The 21,348-nt window shown below is 63.9% G+C and carries 19 protein-coding genes; 6 read left to right on the forward strand and 13 right to left on the reverse strand.

The annotated features are described in order from the left end of the window. Positions 1 to 111: 111 nt before the first annotated feature. The 10 genes from pgi to dksA form a co-directional block, all read right to left on the reverse strand. Positions 112 to 1,776, reverse strand: coding sequence for a glucose-6-phosphate isomerase (pgi, locus tag IMX18_RS01065; protein WP_015271849.1), 1,665 nt, complete (start codon positions 1,774 to 1,776; stop codon positions 112 to 114). A gap of 227 nt (positions 1,777 to 2,003) precedes the next feature. Beyond that, on the reverse strand, positions 2,004 to 2,867 hold the full coding sequence (gene panC / locus IMX18_RS01070) for a pantoate--beta-alanine ligase (RefSeq protein WP_013974275.1): 864 nt from the start codon (positions 2,865 to 2,867) through the stop codon (positions 2,004 to 2,006). Continuing rightward, positions 2,864 to 3,664 (reverse strand): 3-methyl-2-oxobutanoate hydroxymethyltransferase, encoded by an 801-nt coding sequence (gene panB / locus IMX18_RS01075; RefSeq protein WP_015271848.1) that lies wholly within the window; start codon positions 3,662 to 3,664, stop codon positions 2,864 to 2,866. The genes panC and panB overlap by 4 nt, the downstream gene beginning before the upstream one ends. Positions 3,665 to 3,926: 262 nt before the next feature. Continuing rightward, positions 3,927 to 4,406 carry a 2-amino-4-hydroxy-6-hydroxymethyldihydropteridine diphosphokinase gene (gene folK / locus IMX18_RS01080; RefSeq protein ID WP_013974273.1) on the reverse strand — a complete coding sequence of 160 codons (480 nt, stop codon included), beginning with the start codon at positions 4,404 to 4,406 and terminating at the stop codon, positions 3,927 to 3,929. After that, positions 4,403 to 5,791: a polynucleotide adenylyltransferase PcnB gene (locus tag IMX18_RS01085; RefSeq protein WP_015271847.1), complete on the reverse strand. Its 1,389-nt coding sequence runs from the start codon at positions 5,789 to 5,791 to the stop codon at positions 4,403 to 4,405. Before IMX18_RS01085 ends, folK begins: the two co-directional genes overlap by 4 nt. 839 nt (positions 5,792 to 6,630) lie before the next feature. Next, positions 6,631 to 8,073 (reverse strand): sigma-54-dependent transcriptional regulator, encoded by a 1,443-nt coding sequence (locus IMX18_RS01090; protein WP_100413853.1) that lies wholly within the window; start codon positions 8,071 to 8,073, stop codon positions 6,631 to 6,633. Positions 8,074 to 8,077: 4 nt separating this feature from the next. Next, a complete protein-coding gene (locus IMX18_RS01095; protein ID WP_167506607.1) occupies positions 8,078 to 11,053 on the reverse strand; it encodes a sensor histidine kinase in 2,976 nt (991 codons plus the stop codon). Beyond that, positions 11,037 to 11,213, reverse strand: coding sequence for a hypothetical protein (locus IMX18_RS01100; RefSeq protein WP_003250005.1), 177 nt, complete (start codon positions 11,211 to 11,213; stop codon positions 11,037 to 11,039). The genes IMX18_RS01095 and IMX18_RS01100 overlap by 17 nt, the downstream gene beginning before the upstream one ends. Before the next feature lie 245 nt (positions 11,214 to 11,458). Continuing rightward, positions 11,459 to 12,346, reverse strand: a complete 888-nt coding sequence (gluQRS, locus tag IMX18_RS01105) for a tRNA glutamyl-Q(34) synthetase GluQRS (RefSeq protein ID WP_015271844.1) — start codon at positions 12,344 to 12,346, stop codon at positions 11,459 to 11,461. Positions 12,347 to 12,410: 64 nt separating this feature from the next. Continuing rightward, positions 12,411 to 12,854: an RNA polymerase-binding protein DksA gene (gene dksA / locus IMX18_RS01110; RefSeq protein WP_003259209.1), complete on the reverse strand. Its 444-nt coding sequence runs from the start codon at positions 12,852 to 12,854 to the stop codon at positions 12,411 to 12,413. A gap of 210 nt (positions 12,855 to 13,064) precedes the next feature. On the opposite strand from dksA, the gene IMX18_RS01115 reads away from it, so the two are divergent. Both IMX18_RS01115 and sfsA read left to right on the forward strand, forming a co-directional pair. Then, a complete protein-coding gene (locus tag IMX18_RS01115) occupies positions 13,065 to 14,237 on the forward strand; it encodes a pyridoxal phosphate-dependent aminotransferase (RefSeq protein ID WP_015271843.1) in 1,173 nt (390 codons plus the stop codon). Then, positions 14,237 to 14,950 (forward strand): DNA/RNA nuclease SfsA, encoded by a 714-nt coding sequence (sfsA, locus tag IMX18_RS01120; RefSeq protein ID WP_013974266.1) that lies wholly within the window; start codon positions 14,237 to 14,239, stop codon positions 14,948 to 14,950. Before IMX18_RS01115 ends, sfsA begins: the two co-directional genes overlap by 1 nt. On the opposite strand, the gene IMX18_RS01125 is transcribed toward sfsA, so the two are convergent. Further along, positions 14,940 to 15,257, reverse strand: a complete 318-nt coding sequence (locus IMX18_RS01125; RefSeq protein ID WP_015271842.1) for a Rieske (2Fe-2S) protein — start codon at positions 15,255 to 15,257, stop codon at positions 14,940 to 14,942. The genes sfsA and IMX18_RS01125 overlap by 11 nt on opposite strands. A gap of 148 nt (positions 15,258 to 15,405) precedes the next feature. On the opposite strand from IMX18_RS01125, the gene IMX18_RS01130 reads away from it, so the two are divergent. From IMX18_RS01130 to IMX18_RS01145, 4 genes are all read left to right on the forward strand, one after another. Further along, positions 15,406 to 16,290, forward strand: a complete 885-nt coding sequence (locus IMX18_RS01130) for a heme/hemin ABC transporter substrate-binding protein (RefSeq protein WP_043935916.1) — start codon at positions 15,406 to 15,408, stop codon at positions 16,288 to 16,290. Positions 16,291 to 16,340: 50 nt separating this feature from the next. Beyond that, entirely contained in the window at positions 16,341 to 17,324 is a 984-nt protein-coding gene (locus tag IMX18_RS01135) for a FecCD family ABC transporter permease (RefSeq protein ID WP_161551540.1), read from the forward strand. Beyond that, the gene (locus tag IMX18_RS01140; RefSeq protein WP_015271839.1) at positions 17,324 to 18,091 is read left to right on the forward strand and encodes a heme ABC transporter ATP-binding protein; all 768 of its coding nucleotides are present in this window, start codon (positions 17,324 to 17,326) and stop codon (positions 18,089 to 18,091) included. The genes IMX18_RS01135 and IMX18_RS01140 overlap by 1 nt, the downstream gene beginning before the upstream one ends. Positions 18,092 to 18,258: 167 nt before the next feature. Continuing rightward, on the forward strand, positions 18,259 to 19,140 hold the full coding sequence (locus IMX18_RS01145) for a ChaN family lipoprotein (RefSeq protein WP_054573648.1): 882 nt from the start codon (positions 18,259 to 18,261) through the stop codon (positions 19,138 to 19,140). 178 nt (positions 19,141 to 19,318) lie between these two features. Here the strand turns inward: IMX18_RS01145 and IMX18_RS01150 are convergent, their stop codons facing one another. Continuing rightward, the gene (locus IMX18_RS01150) at positions 19,319 to 19,597 is read right to left on the reverse strand and encodes a TfoX/Sxy family protein (RefSeq protein WP_013974260.1); all 279 of its coding nucleotides are present in this window, start codon (positions 19,595 to 19,597) and stop codon (positions 19,319 to 19,321) included. Positions 19,598 to 19,774: 177 nt separating this feature from the next. Continuing rightward, positions 19,775 to 21,337 carry a bifunctional aminoglycoside phosphotransferase/ATP-binding protein gene (locus IMX18_RS01155; RefSeq protein ID WP_054573650.1) on the reverse strand — a complete coding sequence of 521 codons (1,563 nt, stop codon included), beginning with the start codon at positions 21,335 to 21,337 and terminating at the stop codon, positions 19,775 to 19,777. Between the last annotated feature and the right edge of the window lie 11 nt (positions 21,338 to 21,348).

The following is a 21,348-nucleotide window of genomic DNA, read 5'->3' on the forward strand; positions in this document are numbered from 1 at the left end:
CAGAGCGGCCCCGGGATTTCAGCGCTGGCGCATCAATTGTTGGGGCCGCTCTGCGGCCCATCGCGACACAAGGCCGCTCCTACACGGAGCGACCGTGTGACGGCTTTGGGATCAACCGCGGTGACGGCCGCGGAAGTAGTTGATCAGGCCTTGGGTGGAACCATCTTCGGCGCTTTCTTCCAGGCTGCCGACCAGGCGTTGGTAAACGCCCTTGCCCAGCTCCTTGCCTAGCTCCACGCCCCACTGGTCGAAGGCGTTGATGCCCCAGATCACGCTCTGCACGAACACCTTGTGCTCGTACATCGCCACCAGCGCGCCCAGGCGGCGCGGGCTGATGCGTTCCACCACCAGGGTGTTGCTCGGACGATTGCCTGGGATCACCTTGTGCGGGGCCAGCTTTTCGATGTCCGCTTCGTTCAGGCCTTTGCCACGCAGCTCTGCCTCGGCTTCCTCGCGGGTTTTGCCCAACATCAGCGCCTGGCTCTGCGACAGGCAGTTGGCGTACAGCCACTGATGATGGTCGGCCACCGGGTTGAAGCTCACCACCGGCACGATGAAGTCGGCCGGAATCAGCTGGGTGCCCTGGTGCAGCAGCTGGTGGTAGGCATGCTGGCCGTTGCAACCGACGCCACCCCAGATAACCGGACCGGTGTCGGTCTTCACCGGGGTGCCGTCCTGCAGCACGCTCTTGCCGTTGGACTCCATGTCCAGCTGTTGCAGGTGCTTGGTAATGTTGCGCAGGTAGTGGTCGTACGGCAGGATCGCGTGACTCTGGGCGCCCCAGAAGTTGCCGTACCACACGCCCAGCAGGGCCAGCAGCACCGGCATGTTCTTGTCGAACGGCGCGGTCTGGAAGTGCTGGTCCATGGTGTAGGCACCGGACAGCAGTTCCTTGAAGTTGGCGGTACCGATGGCCAGGGCGATCGGCAGGCCGATGGCCGACCACAGCGAGTAGCGCCCGCCCACCCAGTCCCACATCGGGAAGATGTTTTCTTCGCGGATGCCGAAGGCCACGGCGGCGGCCTTGTTGCTGGAAACGGCGATGAAGTGGCGATACAGCTCGGCTTCCGAACCGCCCTGGGCCAGGTACCAGGTACGGGCGGCTATGGCGTTCTTCAGGGTCTCGAGCGTGTTGAACGACTTCGACGAGACGATGAACAGGGTGGTTTCGGCGCGCAGGTTGGCCGACAGCTCGTGGAACTCACTGCCGTCGATGTTCGCCAGGTAGTGGCAGCGCACGCCGCGCTGGGCGTAGGGCAGCAGCGCCTCGGACACCAGTTCGGGGCCGAGGAACGAGCCGCCGATGCCGATGTTGACCACGTCAGTGATCGGCTTTTCGCTGTAGCCACGCCACAGGCCGTCGTGAATGCGGCCGACCAGTTCGGTGATCTGGTTGAGCACCTTGTGCACTTCCGGCATGACGTTCACGCCGTTGACGCTGAGCTTGTCGCCTACCGGACGGCGCAGGGCGGTGTGCAGCACCGGGCGACCTTCGGAGGCGTTGATGATTTCGCCGCTGAACATCGACTTGATGGCGTCCTGCAGGCCCACTTCGTTGGCCAGGTTCACCAGCAGGTCGCGGCTTTGTTCGGTGATCAGGTTTTTCGAATAGTCGAGGAACAGGCCGCAGGAGCTCAGGGAGAACTGGTCGAAGCGCTTGGTATCGGCGGCGAAAGCTTCGCGCATGCTGAAACCTTGCATGGCGTCGCGGTGTTGCTGAAGCGCCTGCCAGGCGGGCAGGGCCGTGACATCGTGGGGTGTGCGGTAATACGCCATTGCGCGGGGTTCCCTTGGTGCGTGGTGAGACCTTGGACACGGCACTCATTGCCGGGTTCAGGCTGGCACCATTATAGGCAAAGGCCACTTGCAGGGAATGGGTAAGGCGGGGGAATTTGGGGGCGCTTTGCGCCCCACTCGCAGCACAAGGCTGCTCCTACAGAAGAAGGTGGTTTCTGTAGGAGCAGCCTTGTGCTGCGAATGGGCTGCAAGGCAGCCCCAGGCCGTTACGCGGTCTTCTCTTCCAGATGAAGGTACAGGTTGTCGATCAACCGTGTGTTACCCAGGTAAGCCGCCGCAATCACCACCAGATCACGATCATCGATCATCGCGGGTCGCAGGCTTACCGCATGACGCACCTCAAGGTAATCCGGGCGGAAACCCGCGGCGGTCAACTGCGCCTTGCCTTCGGCAACCAGTGCGGCAAAGTCCCGCTGGCCATGGCGGATGGCCCCAGCGATATGCTGCAGCGTGCGGTACAGCGCAGGTGCCGTAGCACGCTGCTCCGGCGTGAGGTAGCCGTTACGCGACGACAGCGCCAGGCCGTCCTCGGCCCGCACGGTGGGCTCGCCGATGATCTGGATCGGCATGTTCAGGTCGCGCACCATGGCGCGGATAACCGCCAGCTGCTGGAAGTCCTTTTCACCGAACACGGCAAGGTCGGGCTGGACCATGTTGAACAGCTTGCTGACCACGGTGGCCACGCCTTCGAAATGACCGGGCCGGCTGGCGCCGCACAAGCCTTCGGAAAGGTGGGGTACGCTGACGCGGGTTTGCACGCTCATGCCGTCGGGGTACATCTCTTCGACGCTGGGCGCGAACAGCAGATTGCAGCCAGCCTGAAGCAGGCGCTCCTGGTCGGCGGCGAGGGTGCGCGGATACTTGTCGAGGTCTTCGTTGGCGCCGAACTGCAGCGGGTTGACGAAGATGCTGGCGACCACGAAATCGGCGCGCTGCGCAGCCTTGGTTACCAGGGCGGCATGGCCGCTGTGCAGGTTGCCCATGGTCGGCACGAAGCCGATGCGCTTGCCTTCACCGCGGGCGCGGGCGACAGCGGCGCGCAGTTCGCGGACGGTCTTGACTGTATTCATGCACTGAACCCGTGTTCGCTGCCTGGGAAGCTGACTTGCTTGACCGCCTCGACGTATGCGACGAGGGCGCTGTGGATATCCGGCTGGCCTTGCATGAAGTTCTTCACGAACTTCGGTACGCGGCCGCTCAGCGACAGGCCGAGCATGTCGTGCAGGACCAGTACCTGGCCATCGGTGCCGCTGCCGGCGCCAATGCCGATCACCGGGATGGATACGGCACTGGTGATTTCCGCCGCCAGTTCGCTGGGCACGCATTCGAGCAGCAGCATGGCCGCACCGGCCTGTTCCAGGGCGATCGCGTCGGCGCGCATCTGCCGGGCCTGGGCTTCCTGGCGGCCCTGGACCTTGTAGCCGCCCATCACGTTGACAGTCTGCGGGGTCAGGCCCATGTGCGCGCATACTGGCACACCACGCTCGGCCAGCAGGCGGATGGTCTCGGCAAGCCAGGCAGCGCCTTCGATCTTGACCATGTGGGCGCCGGCCTGCATCAGCGTGGCGCTGTTGGCAAAGGCCTGCTCCGGGGTGGCATGCGCCATGAACGGCAGGTCGGCGAGGATCAGCGCGCCGTCGTTGCCACGTTTGACGCTGGCTGTATGGTAGGCCATGTCCGCGGTGGTTACCGGCAGTGTGCTGTCGTGGCCTTGCAGGACCATGCCCAGCGAGTCGCCCACCAGCAACACTTCGACACCGGCCTGGCTGGCGGCCTTGGCAAAGGTGGCGTCGTAACAGGTCAGCATGGTGATTTTTTCACCCTTGGCCTTGAGGCCATTGAGGGTGGTCAGGGTTACTTCAGGCATGTAGGAAATTCCTCGTTCAGGCGCTGTAAGAAACGACTGCATTCAACGCGTGTAGTCATTTTCCGGAGCGGCACATCATCGCGCGTGATGTTCGGGCACAGGTCCGTCCGGGCCTAAATACGGGTATGCGGCACTTTGGTGCCACACGGGACGCCTATAGTCGTGAGCGAGGTGGGGGAAGTCAATCACCCTGTTACCGCATTGTTACGATCAGGGTGTTACTGGCGTTACCGCGCCAGTGTGCAAGGCTGGAACGCCCGGTTTACAGGCGTTCCAGGCCGACGAACGGGCAGTCGTCAAGCAGTTGCGCAAGGGCGCGGCCGTCGGCCAGGCGGAAATCGCCCGGTACCAGTTCCGCCAGCGGGTACAGCACAAAAGGCCGGGCATGCATGTGGTAATGCGGCACTTTCAGGCGCGGCTCATCGAGCACCTGGTCGCCGAACAGCAGGATGTCCAGGTCCAGTGTGCGCGGGCCCCAGCGTTCCTTGCGCACGCGGCCCTGATCGTTCTCGATGGCCTGCAGTGCATCGAGCAGGGCCAGCGGTGGCAGGGCGGTGTCCAGGGCGGCGACGGCGTTGGTGTAGCGCGGCTGGCCGGGCAGCAGCGAATCGCTGGTATACAGGGCCGAGGCCGCCACCAGGCGTGTGGCTTCGACCTGGTCGAGGGCCTGCAAGGCGCTGCGCAGCTGCTCGGCAGGTGCGTCCAGGTTGCTGCCCAGGCCGATATAGGCGCGGGTACTCACTCGAACGCCTCGTCGCCACTGCGCTTGCGCTTGCCACCGCTGCGCTTGCGTTTGCGCGGGCCGGCGCCGGTGCCTTCGTCACGGCTGCCCAGTTCGCGGATCATCTCGCGACGCTCGCTGTCGTTGGCATCCTGGTAGTCGGTCCACCACTGGCCGAGGTCGTCGGTTTCTTCCCCGGCGCTTTCGCGCAGCAGCAGGAAGTCGTAGCCGGCGCGGAAGCGCGGGTTGTCCAGCAGCATGTCGGCGCGCTTGCCGCTGCGGCGTGGCAGGCGCTCCTGCATGTCCCAGATCTCGCGGATCGGCAGGGTGAAGCGCTTGGGGATGGCGATACGTGCGCATTGTTCGGCGATCAGGTCGTGGGCCGCACCGTTCATGGCCGGGATAGGCGGCACGCCTTGGTTCTGCAGGTGCAGCACGCGAGCCGGGAGGGCTGGCCACAGCAGCGCGGCGAAGAGGAAGGCCGGGGTTACCGGTTTGCCTTGCTTCACGCGCAGGTCGGTGTTGTTCAGCGCTTGGCTGATCAGCGTGTGGGTGTAGGTCGGGCGCTCGTCCAGGGCATGCGAACTGGCCGGGAACAGCGGCTCGAACAACTGAAGGTCGACCAGCATTTCGAAGACGATGGCGCCCTGGCCGGAGAGGAACAGCTTGAGGCTCTCTTCGAACAGGCGCGCTGGCGGAATTTCCCGCAGCAGTGGGGCCAGCTCTCGAATCGGCTGGACCGTGTGTTTTTCGATGCCGAAGTCGAGCTTGGCGGCGAAGCGCACCGCGCGCAGCATGCGCACCGGGTCTTCCTGATAGCGGTGGGTAGGGTCGCCGATCAGGCGCAGCAAGCGGTTGCGGATATCGTGCACGCCGTTGGCGTAGTCGAGGATGCGCTCGCTGACCGGGTCGTAGTACAGGGCGTTGATGGTGAAGTCGCGACGTTGCGCGTCCTCTTCCAGGGTGCCGTACACGTTGTCACGCAGAATGCGGCCACTGGCATTGTGCGACGAACGGTGGCTGTCGCCCTGGTCGTCTTCCGAATGGTGGGCGCGGAAAGTTGCGACTTCGATGATTTCACGTCCGAAATGCACGTGGACCAGCTTGAAGCGGCGGCCAATGATGCGTGCGTTGCGGAACTCGGCACGGACCTGTTCAGGGGTGGCACTGGTGGCGACGTCGAAGTCTTTCGGCGTGATGCCCAGCATCAGGTCGCGGACACAGCCACCGACCAGGTAAGCCTGGTAACCGGCGCTCTGCAGGCGTTCCACGATGTTCACCGCATGGCGGCTGAATTGGTGGCGTTGCAGCGAGTGCTGGCTCTTGTTGATCACCTCAGGCGTGGTGCGCCTGTGGTGCGGGCCCGGTACGGGCGGGCGGAACGACTGGAACAGCTTCTTCAGCATGGGATGCACTGTTTGAAGGAATGTTCGGCCAAGAATAGGAGAATGGCCGCATGATGGGCGGGGATTCTAGCATTTACTCAAGGAATGGTGTAGGCGGGTAGCAGGATGCCTGCCAGAAGGGTAGAAACGACAAGGGGAGCCTAAGCTCCCCAAGAAGTCGTTGCGTGCTCTTATTGTTTTTCTGCTGGGCTTCTTGTTTTTGTTGAGTGCCCTGTCCACAAATCTCGAAGCTTGTGGACGACCCCCAATCCAGGGGTTAAGAGCAAACGGATTGCTTTGGTCGCTGATGTCACGTTGATCTGTCGATCCAACCAGTTCAGGCGCTGCTTTTTAGTGCAGTTTTTGTTGTTCTCTGCCTGGTTGTGGGGCAAGCCCCAAACACGCATCCTCTCCAAAAGAATCAGTTAGCTGCGCCTCCGCCGTCTTGTTTTTATTGTGCGTGAGCCGTTTCGTCTTGTTCTTATTCTGAGTTGCAGTGCTTGTTATTGTTCTTGTACCAGACATATAGCAGGTGCCGTGCCAACTTTTGCAAACCCAGTAAGATCAAGGGCTTGGAGGTGGTGAGCAGTTTTTCAGCGGTCGAAAATGTCGAAATTTCGTTACCGTACGCCTCGGGAACTGTTACGGCGGAAAGCTTGGGTAACAGATTTTTGCGGGGGCTAATGTGTTACCGGGGTGTGTGCGCTGGCTTTGCTGGCCCTTTCGCGGGCACGCCCGCTCCCACAGGGGATGCACCACCCTTTAGGGCAGTGAAATTCCTGTGGGAGCGGGCATGCCCGCGAAGAGGCTGGAGAGGTTGTAGATAGGGGCAGGAGGAACCTCCCGCCCAGGCAGCGTGGTTATTCGCTGGTAGCGTTGCTCTTGCGTCGCGGGATGCCCAGGCGCTGGCGGCGTTCCCACAGGCACTTGCGGCTGACCCCGAGCTTGCGGGCCAGCTCGGTCTCGGTCATGTGGTCCTGGTGCTCGAGCACGAAGTGCTGGAAGTAATCTTCCAGCGACAGGTCCTCGGTAGGCTCATGGCTGGCATTGGCCGTACTGGCCCCGACCAGGGCGTTATCGAGGATTTCGTCCTCCTCCAGGTCACCCAGCTCGATGTCGATGCCCAGCAGGTCGGCGGAAATTTCTGCGCTCTCGCTGAGGATCACCGCACGCTCCACGGCGTTTTCCAGCTCTCGCACGTTACCCGGCCAGCTGTAGTGACGAATGGCCTGCTCGGCTTCGGCCGAGAAGTGCAGGTCGTCGCGGCCAATGCGCGCGCTCTGGCGGGCGAGGAAAGCGCTGGCGATCTCGTTGACGTCGCTGCCGCGCTCGCGCAGGGCAGGCAGTTTCAGGGCGATCACGTGCAGGCGGTAATACAGGTCTTCACGGAACTGGCCGGCCTTGGCCAGGTTCTTCAGGTCGCGGTGGGTCGCGGCGATCAGGCGTACATCGACCTTTTGCGACTGTACCGAACCCACCCGGCGAATCTCGCCTTCCTGCAGCACGCGCAGCAGGCGGGCCTGGGCTTCCAGCGGCAGTTCGCCGATTTCGTCGAGGAACAGGGTACCGCCATCGGCAGCCTCCACCAGGCCAGCGCGCCCGGCGCTGGCGCCGGTGAACGCGCCTTTCTCGTGGCCGAACAGCTCGGACTCGATCAGTGTCTCGGGGATGGCCGCGCAGTTCACCGAAATCATTGGTGCCTTGGCCCGACGCGACAGGTTGTGCAGGGCGCGTGCGACCAGCTCTTTGCCGGTGCCCGACTCGCCCTGGATCAACACATTGGAGTCGGTGGGCGCGACCTTGCGGATCTTGCTGTACATGTCCTGCATCGGCGGGCACGAGCCGATGATGCCGATTTCGCCATTGGCGGCCGCCGCGCCGCCTTTGTCGGCGGTGGCGGCCTTGCCATTGGTGGCGCGTGGCTCGGCCGCCGGTGCGGCAGCCGGGGCGTTCTGCCGGTCGCGCAGGATACGCGCCACCGCTTGCAGCATCTCGTCGTGGTCGAAGGGCTTGGCGATGTAGTCCACCGCGCCCATTTTCATCGAGTCTACCGCCGAGCGCAGGCTGGCGTAGCTGGTCATGATCAGTACCGGGGTGCCTTGGCCGAGCTTGATCAGTTCGGTGCCGGGTGCGCCTGGCAGGCGCAGGTCGCTGACGATCAGGTCGAAGGTGGCAATGCTGAAGCGTTCCTGGGCTTCCTGCACCGAGCCGGCTTCGCTGACCTGGTACTGGTTCCGTTCGAGCAGGCGACGCAAGGCCGAGCGGATGATGGTTTCGTCTTCGACGATCAGAATGTGCGGCATTGATTCAATTCTCTCGACGGTCTCGAATTTCAGGGGACGTCGCTACGACATGCCGGGGCAGGGTCACGCGGATCCGGGTGCCACGTTGCCGTTCGATATCGGCCGGGCTGTCGATGGTGATTTGCCCATAATGCTCTTCCACGATGGAATAGACCAGAGCAAGCCCCAGTCCGGTTCCTTCGCCCGGGTCCTTGGTGGTGAAGAAGGGTTCGAACAAGCGGTCCATGATGTTCTTCGGGATCCCGCTGCCCTCATCTTCGACGATCAGGTCGACGGTGTGCTCGCTGACTTCGCTGCGCACGCGCACGGCGCTGCCAGGCGGCGAGGCGTCGCGGGCGTTGGAGAGCAGGTTGATCAGCACCTGGGCCAGGCGCTGCGGGTCCCCTTCGGCCCAGTGCTCCGGGTCGCAGAGGTTGAAGAACTGTACTTCGAAATTGCGCCGGTTCAACGCCAGCAGACCGATGGCGTCCTGCGCCACTTCGGCCAGGCATACCGGTTCTTCGCTGTTCTGGTGGCTGCCGCCGGCATGGGCGAAACTCATCAGCGACTGGACGATGCGCGATACCCGCTTGGTCTGTTCGAGAATCTGGCTGGACAGCTCGATGATTTCGCCATCGCCCTCACGCTCTTCGCGCAGGTTCTGCGCCAGGCAGGCGATGCCGGTGATCGGGTTGCCGATTTCGTGGGCCACGCCGGCGGCCAGACGGCCGATGCTGGCCAGGCGTTCGGAGTGCACCAATTTGTCTTCCAGGGCCTGGGTTTCGGTAAGATCCTCCACCAGCAGTACCAGGCCGCTGTTGCCCGGGGCCAGCGGCTCGTCGATGGCCGCCTTGTGCAGGTTCAGCCAGCGCGGCTGGCCGTCCAGCGCCAGGCGCTGCTTGTGCAGGTGCTCGTCTGGCACGTTGATGAAGCCTTGTAGCAGGCCGCGCCAGGGTTCGCTGATGGTGACCAGGCGCGAGCCGACCACGTGCTTGGCGGCGATGCCGGTGAGCTCTTCCATGGCCTTGTTCCACATCAGGATTTCCTGGTCCTTGGCCAGCGAGCAGACGCCCATGGGCAGTTCCTGCAGGGTCTGGCGGTGGTAGCGGCGCAGGGCGTCGAGCTCGGCGGCCAGGCCGGTCAGGCGGGAGTGGTAGTCTTCCAGGCGGCTTTCGATGAAGTGGATGTCCTCGGTCACGTAGTTTTCGTTACCGGACTTGTACGGCAGGAAGGTCTCGACCATGTCCTGGGCCACGCTCGGCCCCATCAGGCCGGACAGGTTGGCCTCGATGCGGTCGCGCAGGCGGCGCAAGGCATAGGGGCGGCGCTCGTCGAACGGCAGGTAGAGATCGCGCAGGGCCTGTTCCACTTCCTTCTGTGCGGCCTTGGCGCCCAGCGGCTTGGCCAGTTGAGTGGCGAACTCCTGTGGCGAGGCGGCGTGCAGCTCGCGGCGTTGCGGGCGGCGCACATTGTCCACTGCGCAGGCTTCGGCGGCGCTTACCTCTTCGTTGCTGGCGTTGGTGAACAGCGAGATCAGGGTGAACAACAGCACGTTGGCCGCCAGCGAGGCGATGGCCGCCATGTGCCAGCTGGTGTCGTCCAGCACGTAGATCATGTCCAGCAGCGGGATGTAGAAGCCCTGCAGGTTGCCCAGCAATGGCAGCAGCATGGTCACCATCCACACCAGGGTGCCGGCCAGCAGGCCGGCGATGAAGCCACGGCGGTTGGCAGTCGGCCAGTACAGCACCGACAGCACGCCCGGCAGGAACTGCAACGTGGCCACGAAGGCGACGATGCCCAGGTTGGCCAGGCTCTGGTGGTTGTTCTGGGTTAGGTAGAACATGAAGCCCGCAGTGATGATGGCGACGATCAGCGCGCGGCGGGTCCACTTCAGCCAGCGGTAGATGTTGCCTTCGGCCGGCGGCTGGTACAGCGGCAGCACCAGGTGGTTGAGGGCCATGCCCGACAGCGCCAGGGTTGTGACGATGATAAGCCCGCTGGCGGCCGACAAGCCGCCGATGTAGGCCAGCAGCGCCAGTGCCTGGTTGTTGGCGGCAAGCCCCAGGCCCAGGGTGAAGTATTCGGGGTTGGTGGTGGCGCCCAGGCGCAGGCCGGCCCACAGCACCAGCGGCACGGCCAGGCTCATCAGCAGCAGGAACAGCGGCAGGCCCCAGCTGGCGCTGACCAGCGAGCGCGGGTTGAGGTTTTCGGTGAAGGCCATGTGGTACATGTGCGGCATGACGATGGCCGAGGCGAAGAACACCAGTAGCAAGGTGCGCCATGGACCTTCCTGCAGCGGCGTATGCAGAGCGGCCAGGGCGGTCTGGTTCTGCAGCAGCCACACTTCCAGTTCGTGCGGGCCGCCGAACACGCCATACAGGGCATACAGGCCGATACCGCCCAGGGCCAGCAGCTTGATCACCGACTCGAAGGCGATGGCGAACACCAGCCCTTCGTGCTTTTCGCGTGTGGCGATGTGCCGCGAGCCGAAGAAGATGGTGAACAGGATGATGAGCGTACAGAAGGCGAAGGCCACACGTGCCTTGACCGGCTCACCGGTAAGGATACTGATCGAGTCTGCTACCGCCTGGATCTGCAGGGCCAGCAAGGGCAGAACGCCGATGAGCATGATGATGGTGGTCAGCGCCCCGGCCCAGGTGCTGCGAAAGCGGAACGCCAGCAGGTCGGCCAACGAGGACAGCTGGTAGGTACGGGTGATCTTCAGGATCGGATAGAGCAGCACTGGCGCCAGCAGGAACGCGCCGGACACCCCCAGGTAACAGGCAAGGAAGCCGTAGCCGTACTGGTAGGCCAGGCCCACCGAGCCATAGAAGGCCCAGGCACTGGCGTATACGCCCAGCGACAGGGTGTAGGTCAGCGGGTGGCGAATGATCGAGCGCGGGATCAACCCCCGCTCGCTGATCCAGGCCACACCGAACAGCACCATGAGGTACGCGGCGCTGATCAGGATCATCTGGGTCAGGCTAAAGCTCATCGGCATCTCGTTGGCTCTGCAGGATGAAGGTGACGACGATCAGGATCAGCCAGAGCAGGTAAGGGCGGTACCAGGCTCCGGTCGGTTCGATCCACCAGTCCATGATGGCCGGGGAGAACAGGTAGATCCCCACGACCAGAAGCAGGACCAAACGATAGATGTACATGCTGGCCTCGATGGTTGGGCGCTGCGGGCTTGGACTTATTATTGGCGCAAATGGCTGGGCGGATGCTAGCGGGAATCCATGGTGTTCGCCAAGAGGTTGAATTTATTGGGCTTTTGTTTTTGAGGGGTGGGTTGCCTGTTCTGGCCCTATCGCCGGCAAGCCAGATCCCACAGGGTCACCACAGGATCTGAGTGCTGCGCTGTACCTGTGGGAGCTGGCTTGCCGGCGATAGGGCCGGGCCTGCCTCAGCGCAAATCAGCCTCTGGCACCGTGGTCCGCTGCGCAATCGCCTCGGGCCGCCACTGCTTGCGAGCTACCGCCAATACCTCCGCCGGCGTTGCCTGCAACAACTCGGGGTCGGCTTTCTGCCCCAGCGCCCGCAGCGCCCGCAGCAACAGCGGTGTCGCCTGGTCCGCCTGCAGCGGCGGCGAGCGGTACGACTTGCCCAGCTTGTGCCCGTCCGGCTGCACGATCAGCGGAATATGCAGGTAACGTGGCTGCGAGAAGCCCAGCAACTCTTGCAGGTACAGCTGGCGCGGGGTGTTGTCGAGCAGGTCGGCGCCACGCACGATGTCGGTAACACCTTGCCAGGCATCGTCCAGTACCACCGCCAGTTGGTAGGCATACAGCCCGTCGCGGCGCTGGATGACGAAATCGCCCACTTCACGCCCCAGGTGCTGCTGGAACTCGCCCTGTACGCGGTCGGTAAAGCGGTAGATCAGCTCTGGCACGCGCAGGCGGATCGCCGCGCCATCCCTAGCATGCCCGGCATTGCGGCAAAGGCCCGGGTAGATACCGTTGTAACCCTCAAGCTGCTTGCGCGAGCAGGTGCAGGCGTAGGCCAGGCCCATGTTGAACAGGCGGTCGACTACCGCGGCATAGGCATCGTGCCGCTGGCTCTGGAACACCACTTCGCCGTCCCACTCCAGGCCGTAGCGCTCCAGGGTCTGCAGGATCGCATCGCGAGCACCGGGCATTTCCCGAGGCGGGTCGGTGTCTTCCATGCGCAGCAGCCAGCGGCCGTTCACGGCGCGGGCATCGAGCCAGGAGGCGAGGGCGGCGACCAGCGAGCCGAAGTGCAGGAAGCCGCTGGGCGTGGGGGCGAAACGCCCGATGTAGCTTGAGTGGGTCATGGTCAGGCTGGGCATATAAATGAAACGGGGCGCATGATGCGCCCCGTTCAGGTGGAAAGAAAGATCAGCCTTTGCCGACCGTCTTTTCCTTTTTCTCGGCGATTTCCTTGCAGTCGAAGCACAGGTCGGCGGTAGGGCGGGCCTCCAGGCGACGCAGGCCGATCTCGATGCCGCACGATTCGCACCAGCCGTACTCGTCGGCCTTGATCTTGTCGAGGGTCTTGTCGATTTTCTTGATCAGCTTGCGCTCGCGATCGCGGTTGCGCAGCTCCAGGGCGAATTCTTCTTCCTGGCTGGCACGGTCGGCCGGGTCGGGGAAGTTGGCTGCCTCGTCCTTCATGTGGTCCACAGTGCGGTCCACACTGGTCATCAGCTCTTGCTTCCAGGCGCCGAGAAGCTTGGTGAAGTGCTTCTTCATGGGCTCGCCCATGTACTCTTCACCTTTGGATTCTACGTAGGGCTCGACACCGTACATGGTCTGGGCTTTTTGCTTTTCTACGGTGGACATGAATAGACCGCCTCTCACTCATCTGATCCAATGCGCAGGCTGCTCCATCTCCGGCACCCGCCGGCCCTGCGACTGCGAGCCGCCGAACTTACCAGATAGATCGGGGGTGCGCTACCCCGCCCGATCCTGGTAATTGACAGCGGCCTGAGCCGCACGTTCGGTGGCGTGCAGAGGTAGAATCTCCAGTTTAGACCCAATTGAGAGAAGGTCATGGCCCACCCCTACAGTGCGCGCAGCCGCGCCATCGAACCCTTCCACGTCATGGCGCTGCTGGCCCGGGCCAACGAGCTGCAGGCGGCCGGGCACGACGTGATCCACCTGGAAATCGGCGAGCCGGACTTCACCACGGCCACGCCCATCGTTGCCGCCGGCCAGGCAGCATTGGCCGCCGGGCACACCCGCTACACCGCCGCACGCGGCCTGCCGGCACTGCGCGAAGCCATTGCCGGGTTCTATGGCCAGCGTTACGGCCTGAGTGTCGACCCTGAACGCATCCTCATCACCCCGGGTGGCTCCGGTGCGCTGCTGCTGGCCAGCAGCTTGCTGGTAGACCCAGGCAAGCACTGGCTGCTGGCCGACCCAGGCTACCCGTGCAACCGCCACTTCCTGCGCCTGGTCGAGGGCGGGGCGCAGCTGGTGCCGGTGGGCCCGGACGTGAATTACCAGCTGACTGCCGACCTTGTCGACCGCTACTGGGACAAGGACACGGTCGGAGCCCTGGTCGCCTCGCCGGCCAACCCGACCGGTACCGTGCTGGGGCGTGACGACCTGGCCAGCCTGTCCCGCGCCACCCGTGAACGGCACGGCCATCTGGTGGTGGACGAGATCTATCACGGGCTGACCTATGGCATGGACGCGCCCAGCGTGCTGGAAGTGGACGACTCGGCATTCGTCCTGAATAGTTTTTCCAAGTATTTCGGCATGACCGGTTGGCGCCTCGGCTGGCTGGTGGCGCCTCCTGGCGCGGTGGCCGACCTGGAGAAGCTGGCACAAAACCTGTACATCAGTGCGCCAAGCATGGCCCAACATGCCGCGCTGGCGTGTTTCCAGCCCGAAACCCTGGCCATTTTCGAGGAGCGCCGCGCCGAGTTCGCCCGCCGCCGCGATTACCTGTTGCCTGCCTTGCGCGAACTGGGCTTCCGCATTGCCGTCGAGCCGCAGGGGGCGTTTTACCTGTATGCCGATATCAGTGCCTTTGGCGGTGACGCGTTCGCCTTCTGCCGGCACTTCCTGGAGACCGAGCACCTGGCCTTCACCCCGGGCCTGGACTTCGGCCGTCACCTGGCCGGCCACCATGTGCGCTTTGCCTACACCCAGAGCCTGCCGCGCCTGGAAGAGGCGGTGCAGCGGATTGCTCGCGGCCTGCGGAGCTGGCAAGGCTGATGCAGTTCCATCCCCCACTCGAACAGGGCCGCCTGCTGCGCCGCTACAAACGCTTTCTGGCGGATATCGAACTGCCCGGCGGCGAACAACTCACCATCCACTGCCCCAACACCGGCTCCATGCTCAACTGCATGCGTGAAGGCGGGCAGGTGTGGTTCAGCCGCTCCAACGACCCCAAGCGCAAGCTACCGGGTACTTGGGAAATCAGCGAAACCCCGCAGGGGCGGCTGGCCTGTGTGAATACCGGGCGGGCCAATGCGCTGGTCGAAGAGGCCCTGCGTGCCGGCATCATCGCCGAACTGGCCGGCTTCAGTGCGCTAAGGCGTGAGGTGGCCTACGGCGAGGAAGGCAGCCGCATCGACTTTCGCCTGGAGTTCGACGGTGCCCCGGCCTATGTCGAGGTCAAGAGCGTGACCCTGGGCTACCCAGCCAGCACGGTCGCGGCCTTTCCTGATGCGGTGACCCAGCGCGGCGCCAAGCACCTGCGAGAGCTGGCGAAGTTGGCCAGGCAAGGCGTGCGGGCTGTGCAACTGTATTGTGTGAACCTGACCGGTATCGACGCGGTGCGCCCGGCCGAGGAAATCGATGCGGCTTATGCCCAGGCCCTGCGCGCGGCAGTTTCAGATGGAGTGGAGGTGCTGGCCTACGGCGCACGCCTGGACTCCGAAGGCATTGTCATCGACCGCCGCCTGCCGGTGCTGCTTACCCCTTGAGCCAGATGCCCTGGCTGTCCTCGTGGCAGCCCAGGGCCTGCAGTTGCTCGCCCTCGCACGGCCCGGCCACGCATTCTCCACTTTCGATCAGAAACAGCGCGCCATGATGGGCGCAGTGAATCAGGCTGGCGCTGTCATCGAGAAACGCATCTTCCACCCAGTTCAGCGGGATACCGCGGTGCGGGCAACGGTTGCGGTAGAGGTACACCTGGCCCTGGCGGCGCACGCCGAACAGTTCGATGCCGTCTACGCTGAAGGCTCGGCTATGGCCTTCGGCCAGGCCGTGGGAGGTACAAAGGAAGTGCATGGCAAGGACGACTCGTGGAACAAGTGATGGCTTGACGCTTCAATGCGAATAATTATCAAATTGTCCATATTCGCTGCGCCCGGCTGCCTATGGTGCGCAGTTCCGTCGCTCGCCACAAGGCGCGCGGCTCGCCTGCAGAAGGAACCCGATGATGCGCCGTCCTGTCGCCTTGCTCGCTCTGTGCGCGAGCGTTGTGCTGTCCACCCAGGCCCTGGCGGCCGAGCTGCCGCAGCGTTGGGTCAGCGCTGGTGGCGCACTGAGCGAATGGATCAGCGCTCTTGGCGGTGAAGCGCGCTTGGTGGGTGTGGACACCACCAGCCAGCACCCGCAATCGCTGAAGTCACTGCCTAGCGTCGGCTACCAGCGGCAGTTGTCTGCGGAAGGCATTCTCAGCCTGCGCCCAGATGTGCTGGTGGGCACCGAAGAAATGGGGCCGCCACCGGTACTGGCGCAAATCCGCAAGGCTGGCGTGCGGGTCGAACTGTTCTCCAGCAAAGCCGAGGTGGCGGCGGTGGATGAAAACCTCAAGCATCTGGGGCAATTGCTGGGCGCAGAAGAGCAGGCCGCGGTCTTGGCGTCGGGTTACCACCAGCAGCTCGATGCCTTGCAGGCCAGGGTCAGGCAGGCCCAGGCCGGGCAGAAGGCGCCAGGAGTGTTGCTGCTGGTCGGGCATGCGGGTGCCAAGCCGCTGATCGCCGGGCAGGGTACCGCCGGCGACTGGCTGCTGAGCCAGGCAGGCGGGCGCAACTTGGCAGAACATCAGGGCTACAAGAATTTCTCCAGCGAAGCACTGGCTGCGCTGGACCCGGATGTGATCGTGTTTTCCGACCGGGCGCTGGCCGATGACGAAGCCTTGAAGGCGTTGCTGAAAGAAAACCCCGCGCTGGCGACCTCGCGCGCCGTGCGAGAGAAACGCCTGGTATCGCTTGACCCGACACTGTTGGTCGGCGGGCTCGGGCCACGCCTGCCGGCAACACTTCAGTTGCTTGCGGCTACCTTCTATCCGGCCGCCAAGATCAGCCTCTCCCAATGAAACAACGCGTCCAGCCACGCACACTGTTCGTTTGCCTGAGCCTGTTGTGCCTGTTGGCGGTGTGGTTGTCTTTGGCCCTGGGGCCGGTCAGCCTGCCGCTGTTCGATACCCTGCGTGCCGGCTTGCGCCTGCTGGGGTTGCCCATTGCCGCTGACGGCCTGCAGCAGGCCGAGATGATCCTCGGCCAGATCCGCCTGCCGCGCACCTTGCTGGGGTTGGCGGTGGGCGCGGTGCTGGCGCTGTCTGGTGTGGCCATGCAGGGGCTGTTCCGTAACCCGCTGGCCGACCCCGGGCTGGTAGGGGTTGCCGCCGGAGCAGCGGTGGGCGCGGCGGTGGCCATCGTTGGCGGCAGTTGGCTGGGCGGCATGCCGGATGTGCTTGCCCCTTACCTGTTGTCGGTGTGCGCTTTCATCGGCGGGCTGGGCGTGACTGCGCTGGTTTATCGTCTGGGGCGACGCGACGGCCAGACCAACGTCGCCACGATGCTGCTGGCCGGTGTGGCCATGACCGCGCTGGGCGGTGCTGCCGTGGGGCTGTTCTCCTACCTGGCCGACGACGCCACGCTGCGCACGCTGACCTTCTGGAACCTGGGCAGCCTCAATGGTGCTAGTTACCAGCGGCTGTGGCCTTTGCTGCTGGTGGCTGCGGGCGTGGCAGTGTGGCTGCCACGTCGGGCCAAGGCGTTGAATGCCATGCTGCTTGGTGAATCGGAGGCGCGTCACCTGGGCATTGACGTGGAGCGGCTCAAGCGCGAGCTGGTGTTCTGCACGGCGCTCGGCGTGGGTGCGGCGGTGGCGGCAGCAGGGCTGATCGGTTTCATCGGCCTGGTGGTGCCGCACCTGGTGCGCCTGCTGGCCGGGCCTGATCACCGTGTGGTGCTGCCAGCTTCCTTGTTGGCTGGCGGTGTGCTGATGCTGTTCGCCGATTTGGCGGCGCGGCTGCTGCTGGCGCCTGCCGAGCTGCCGATCGGCATCGTCACGGCCTTTATCGGCGCACCGTTCTTCCTGTTCCTGCTGATACGAGGGCGCAGTTGATGTTGCAAGCCGAGGGGCTGTACTTGCGGCGGGGCAGCAACGAAGTGCTGCATGACATTCATCTGCAGCTGAGCCAGGGGCAGGTGGTGGGCGTGCTCGGCCCCAACGGTGCCGGCAAGAGCAGCCTGCTAGGAGTACTGTGTGGTGAGCTGGCGCCCGATCACGGGCGGGTGACGCTACAGGGCAGGCCACTGGCGGACTGGGCAGGGCAGGAGCGGGCCAGGCGCCTGGCGGTGTTGCCGCAGGTGTCCAGCCTGGGGTTCTCGTTCCGGGTCGAGGAAGTGGTGGGCATGGGGCGCATGCCCCATGGCACCGGGCAGCGGCGCGATGCTGAAATCGTCGAAGCGGCCTTGCGGGCAGCGGATGCCTGGCACCTGGTGGAGCGCAGTTACCTGGCGTTGTCTGGCGGCGAGCGGCAAAGAGTGCACCTGGCTCGGGTGCTGGCGCAGCTGTGGCCGGGCGAGGCGGGTACAACCCTGCTGCTGGACGAGCCAACCTCGATGCTCGACCCGTTGCACCAGCACACCACCCTCGAAGCCGTGCGCCGCTTTGCCGACCGTGGCGCCGCGGTGCTGGTGATCCTGCATGACCTGAACCTGGCGGCGCGCTACTGTGATCGTATCCTGCTGCTGGAGCAGGGGCGCTGCCATGCCTTTGCCGCACCGTCAGCAGTGCTGACGCCGGCGGCGTTGAAGGCGGTATACGGGATCGACGTACTGGTACAGGCGCACCCGGAGCGTGGGCATCCGCTGATCATCACTCGCTAACGCTGGCGCGATCTTTGTAGGAGCGGCCTTGTGTCGCGAAAGGGCTGCAGAGCAGCCCCGGCAATTTGTGCATCACTGCTGAAAATCTGGGGCCGCTTTGCGGCCCTATCGCGACACAAGGCCGCTCCTACAAGGGCTCGTGCAGACCATGAATGGAGATACTGCCCATGCGACATCCGCTGCTGTCCGCTTTCTTGCTGTGCCTGGTGCTGGTACTGGGTGGCTGCCAGGCCAGCCTGCCACCGCCGCCCGCCTGGCAGAGCAGTGAGGGGCGCAGCCATGCCGAGCTGGGGCATATCGTCGATCTTGCCAAAGGCCAACTGATCAGCCCTGAGCAACTGGTGCAGCGCCTGTCTGCCGCCCCCCGGGTGCTTGTCGGCGAGAAACACGACAACCCTGACCATCACGCACTGCAGCTGTGGCTGCTGCGCGCCCTGCAAGACCAACGTGTGCAGGGCAGCCTGCTGCTGGAAATGCTGCAGCCTGAGCAACAACCGCTGCTGGACAAGCTCGCGGGGCAACCATTACCGGCAGACCTGCCCAGGGCCATGGCTTGGCAGGACGGCTGGGATTGGCAGCTGTACGGGCCAATCGTGACCGAGGCTTTGCAGCAGCGGGTGCCTGTGCTGGCCGCCAACCTCTCGCCCGGCGAGATGCGCCAGGCCTATCGTCAGCCGGCTTTGTTACCGGGCGAACGCTCCAATGCGCCGACGGTCAAGGCCGCCTTGCTGGAGCATGTGCGTGCCGGGCATTGCGGGATGCTGCCAGAAAGCCAGTTGCCGGCGATGCTGGCCGTGCAGCAGCAGCGCGACCGGCGCATGGCCGAGCGCTTGCTGGCGGCGCCGCAGCCAGCACTGCTGCTGGCCGGGGCCTATCACGTGCGCAAGGACCTGGGTGTACCGTTGCACTTGGCTGACCTGCAAGCGCAGGGGGAGAGCAAGGTGCTACTGCTAGCTGAGGTTGGTGAGCAGGTCGAGGCAGGCGAGGCTGATTTTGTGTGGTACACGGCAGCGATGCCGGAGCAGGACTATTGCGCGCAACTGCGGTGACGGGGCTGTAAAAGGCAAAAAAAGACCCGGCAAATTGCCGGGTCAATAACCGTGATTAGCCTGATGAGGAGATAATCTGAGAGTCCGAACCAGGGGCTCTTAGCTTATCCAACCAGTCTCGCGACCAGTTGTGATAATCATAACTATTCTCATTTCGACGTCAATCCCTTTCCCGAGATTATTTCTGATTTTTTTGCGCAGGGCTTTTCGCATCCAGTTGTTGGTTGAGCGCTTCTTTGCGCTCCAGCGGCAAATCGTTCCAGTGCATGTCCAGCAGGGCGCCTTCAATGGCATACAACAGCACCTTCGATGCGCGGAACCCTCGTGTCTTCACGGCCTGGTACGCACCTACCGCGCCCAGGCGGCGCAGATCCGATGCACTGTGGATGCCGGCTGCATGCAGCCACTGCGCAGAGGTCTTGCCAAGGTTCTTCAGATGCTGCAATTCATCGTTCATCGAGCCTCCTTGCGATGGCTGAACGGGGATTGGGGGATAAATCGCGAGCAGGTCAGAGAGGAGTGTAGCGGGGGATAGGAAATGCGCGGCCTTTTGCCATAGGGGGCGACGAGATGTCCTGTGCCGGCCTATTCGCGGGTTCATCCGCGAAGTGGCCGGTCCAGGAAAACGCTGAACTTACAGCCCAGGCAAGCGCTGGCGAATCTGCTCGATCACTTGGTCCATGCTCCCGGCGCTCTGGGTATCGACGCGGGTGCTCTGCACCAGCTCTTGTGCACTCAGCGGCTCACGGCTGGCCTGCTGGGTCTTGACCACTTCCAGGGTGGCATCCGACGGGTCGGTGTTTTCTGCCCGGCGCTGTTCCAGCCAGCTGGCGATGACCGCTTCTGGCGCATGGCAGTCGAGGATCAGGAACGGCACGCCCGTCTGGCTGGCGATGTCCGCCGCGGCCTGGCGCTGATCACGTTTGAGGTAGGTGGCATCCAGCACCACCGGGAAGCCGGCCCGCAGTACGGTCGCTGCCACCTCGTGCAGGCGCTGGTAGGTCGCGACACTGGCGTCCTGATCATAGATGCCGGTACTCAGCTGGCCAGCCTCAGCCTGCTGCTGTTCACCGAACAGGCGCTTGCGCTCCACATCCGAACGCACGCGGACGGCGCCAAGGGCTTCGACCATGCGCATGGCCACGTGGCTTTTGCCCACAGCCGAAACACCGTGGGTAATGGCCAGCAGGCGCGACGGGATGGCGCTGTAGCTTTCTGCCAGGTTGGCATAGTTGCGGTAGGTGCGAAGAGTGGTGGCGCGCTGCACGCCATCGGCATCGGCTGGCATGCTGAACAGTGCAACCTTGGCCCGCACCAGCGCGCGGTAGGCTTTGTAGAAGTTGAGCAGTTCCAGGCCTTCGTAGTCGCCGGTCAGTTCCAGGTACTGGCTGATGAAGCGGCGGGCCAGGCATTTCAGGCCGCGGTCTTCCAGGTCCATGGCCAGGAAGCCGGTATCGGCGTACACATCGGTCAGGCGGAACGGTTCGTTGAACTCGATGCAGTCGAAGATCACCACCTTGCCGTCGATCAGGGTGGCGTTGCCCAGGTGGATGTCACCGTGGCACTCACGGATGAAACCATTGGCCTTGCGCTTTTCCAGCAGGCCATGCAGGCGCTCGAAGCTGCTGCGTGCCCAGGCCTGCAGGGCGTCGAGTTGCTGCAGGTCGGCCTTGTCGCTGAGGAACGGGCGAATCTGCTCGAAGTTCTGCTCCACAGGTGCCATCACGCTGTCCGGCGTGCCCAGTGGGTGCTCCACCGGCACGCGTGGGGCCTGCAGGTGGAACTCGGCGATCTGCCGGGCCATCTGGTCGATGTGCGCGGCGTTCAGTTCACCATTGGCCTGCAGGGTGTTGAGCATCTGCCCCTGGGGGAACTGACGCATCTTCAGCACGTACTCGATGGCTTCGCCTTCACCGCCGATCTGCGGCGCATCGACGCTACCGGTTATCGGCAACACTTCAAGGTACAGGCCGTCGGTCAGGCGCTGGTTCAGGCGCAATTCTTCGTTACAGAAATGCCGGCGCTGGTCCAGGCCAGTGAAGTCGAGGAAGCCGAAGTTCATCGGCTTCTTGATCTTGTAGGCATACTCGCCGGTGAGCAGGACCCAGGAGATATGCGTCTCGATGAGCTGGAACCCATCCACGGGGTGAGGGTACAGGGCTGGGTTCTGCAACGCAGTGATAAGGGCTTGGCTCACGGGAAATCCTT

Source organism: Pseudomonas shirazica, from assembly GCF_015168335.1.
Taxonomy (GTDB): Bacteria; Pseudomonadota; Gammaproteobacteria; order Pseudomonadales; family Pseudomonadaceae; genus Aquipseudomonas; species Aquipseudomonas asiatica.

Excerpts from the sequence above, each read along its gene's own strand:
- gluQRS (WP_015271844.1), bottom strand. The coding sequence starts at position 12,346 with ATGACCCACTCAAGCTACATCGGGCGTTTCGCCCCCACGCCCAGCGGC.
- IMX18_RS01100 (WP_003250005.1), bottom strand. The coding sequence starts at position 11,213 with ATGTACATCTATCGTTTGGTCCTGCTTCTGGTCGTGGGGATCTACCTG.
- IMX18_RS01145 (WP_054573648.1), top strand. The coding sequence starts at position 18,259 with ATGCGACATCCGCTGCTGTCCGCTTTCTTGCTGTGCCTGGTGCTGGTA.
- IMX18_RS01085 (WP_015271847.1), bottom strand. The coding sequence starts at position 5,791 with ATGCTGAAGAAGCTGTTCCAGTCGTTCCGCCCGCCCGTACCGGGCCCG.
- panC (WP_013974275.1), bottom strand. The coding sequence starts at position 2,867 with ATGAATACAGTCAAGACCGTCCGCGAACTGCGCGCCGCTGTCGCCCGC.
- sfsA (WP_013974266.1), top strand. The coding sequence starts at position 14,237 with ATGCAGTTCCATCCCCCACTCGAACAGGGCCGCCTGCTGCGCCGCTAC.
- IMX18_RS01095 (WP_167506607.1), bottom strand. The coding sequence starts at position 11,053 with ATGCCGATGAGCTTTAGCCTGACCCAGATGATCCTGATCAGCGCCGCG.
- panB (WP_015271848.1), bottom strand. The coding sequence starts at position 3,664 with ATGCCTGAAGTAACCCTGACCACCCTCAATGGCCTCAAGGCCAAGGGT.
- IMX18_RS01090 (WP_100413853.1), bottom strand. The coding sequence starts at position 8,073 with ATGCCGCACATTCTGATCGTCGAAGACGAAACCATCATCCGCTCGGCC.
- IMX18_RS01140 (WP_015271839.1), top strand. The coding sequence starts at position 17,324 with ATGTTGCAAGCCGAGGGGCTGTACTTGCGGCGGGGCAGCAACGAAGTG.
- IMX18_RS01130 (WP_043935916.1), top strand. The coding sequence starts at position 15,406 with ATGATGCGCCGTCCTGTCGCCTTGCTCGCTCTGTGCGCGAGCGTTGTG.
- pgi (WP_015271849.1), bottom strand. The coding sequence starts at position 1,776 with ATGGCGTATTACCGCACACCCCACGATGTCACGGCCCTGCCCGCCTGG.
- dksA (WP_003259209.1), bottom strand. The coding sequence starts at position 12,854 with ATGTCCACCGTAGAAAAGCAAAAAGCCCAGACCATGTACGGTGTCGAG.
- IMX18_RS01150 (WP_013974260.1), bottom strand. The coding sequence starts at position 19,597 with ATGAACGATGAATTGCAGCATCTGAAGAACCTTGGCAAGACCTCTGCG.
- IMX18_RS01115 (WP_015271843.1), top strand. The coding sequence starts at position 13,065 with ATGGCCCACCCCTACAGTGCGCGCAGCCGCGCCATCGAACCCTTCCAC.
- IMX18_RS01125 (WP_015271842.1), bottom strand. The coding sequence starts at position 15,257 with ATGCACTTCCTTTGTACCTCCCACGGCCTGGCCGAAGGCCATAGCCGA.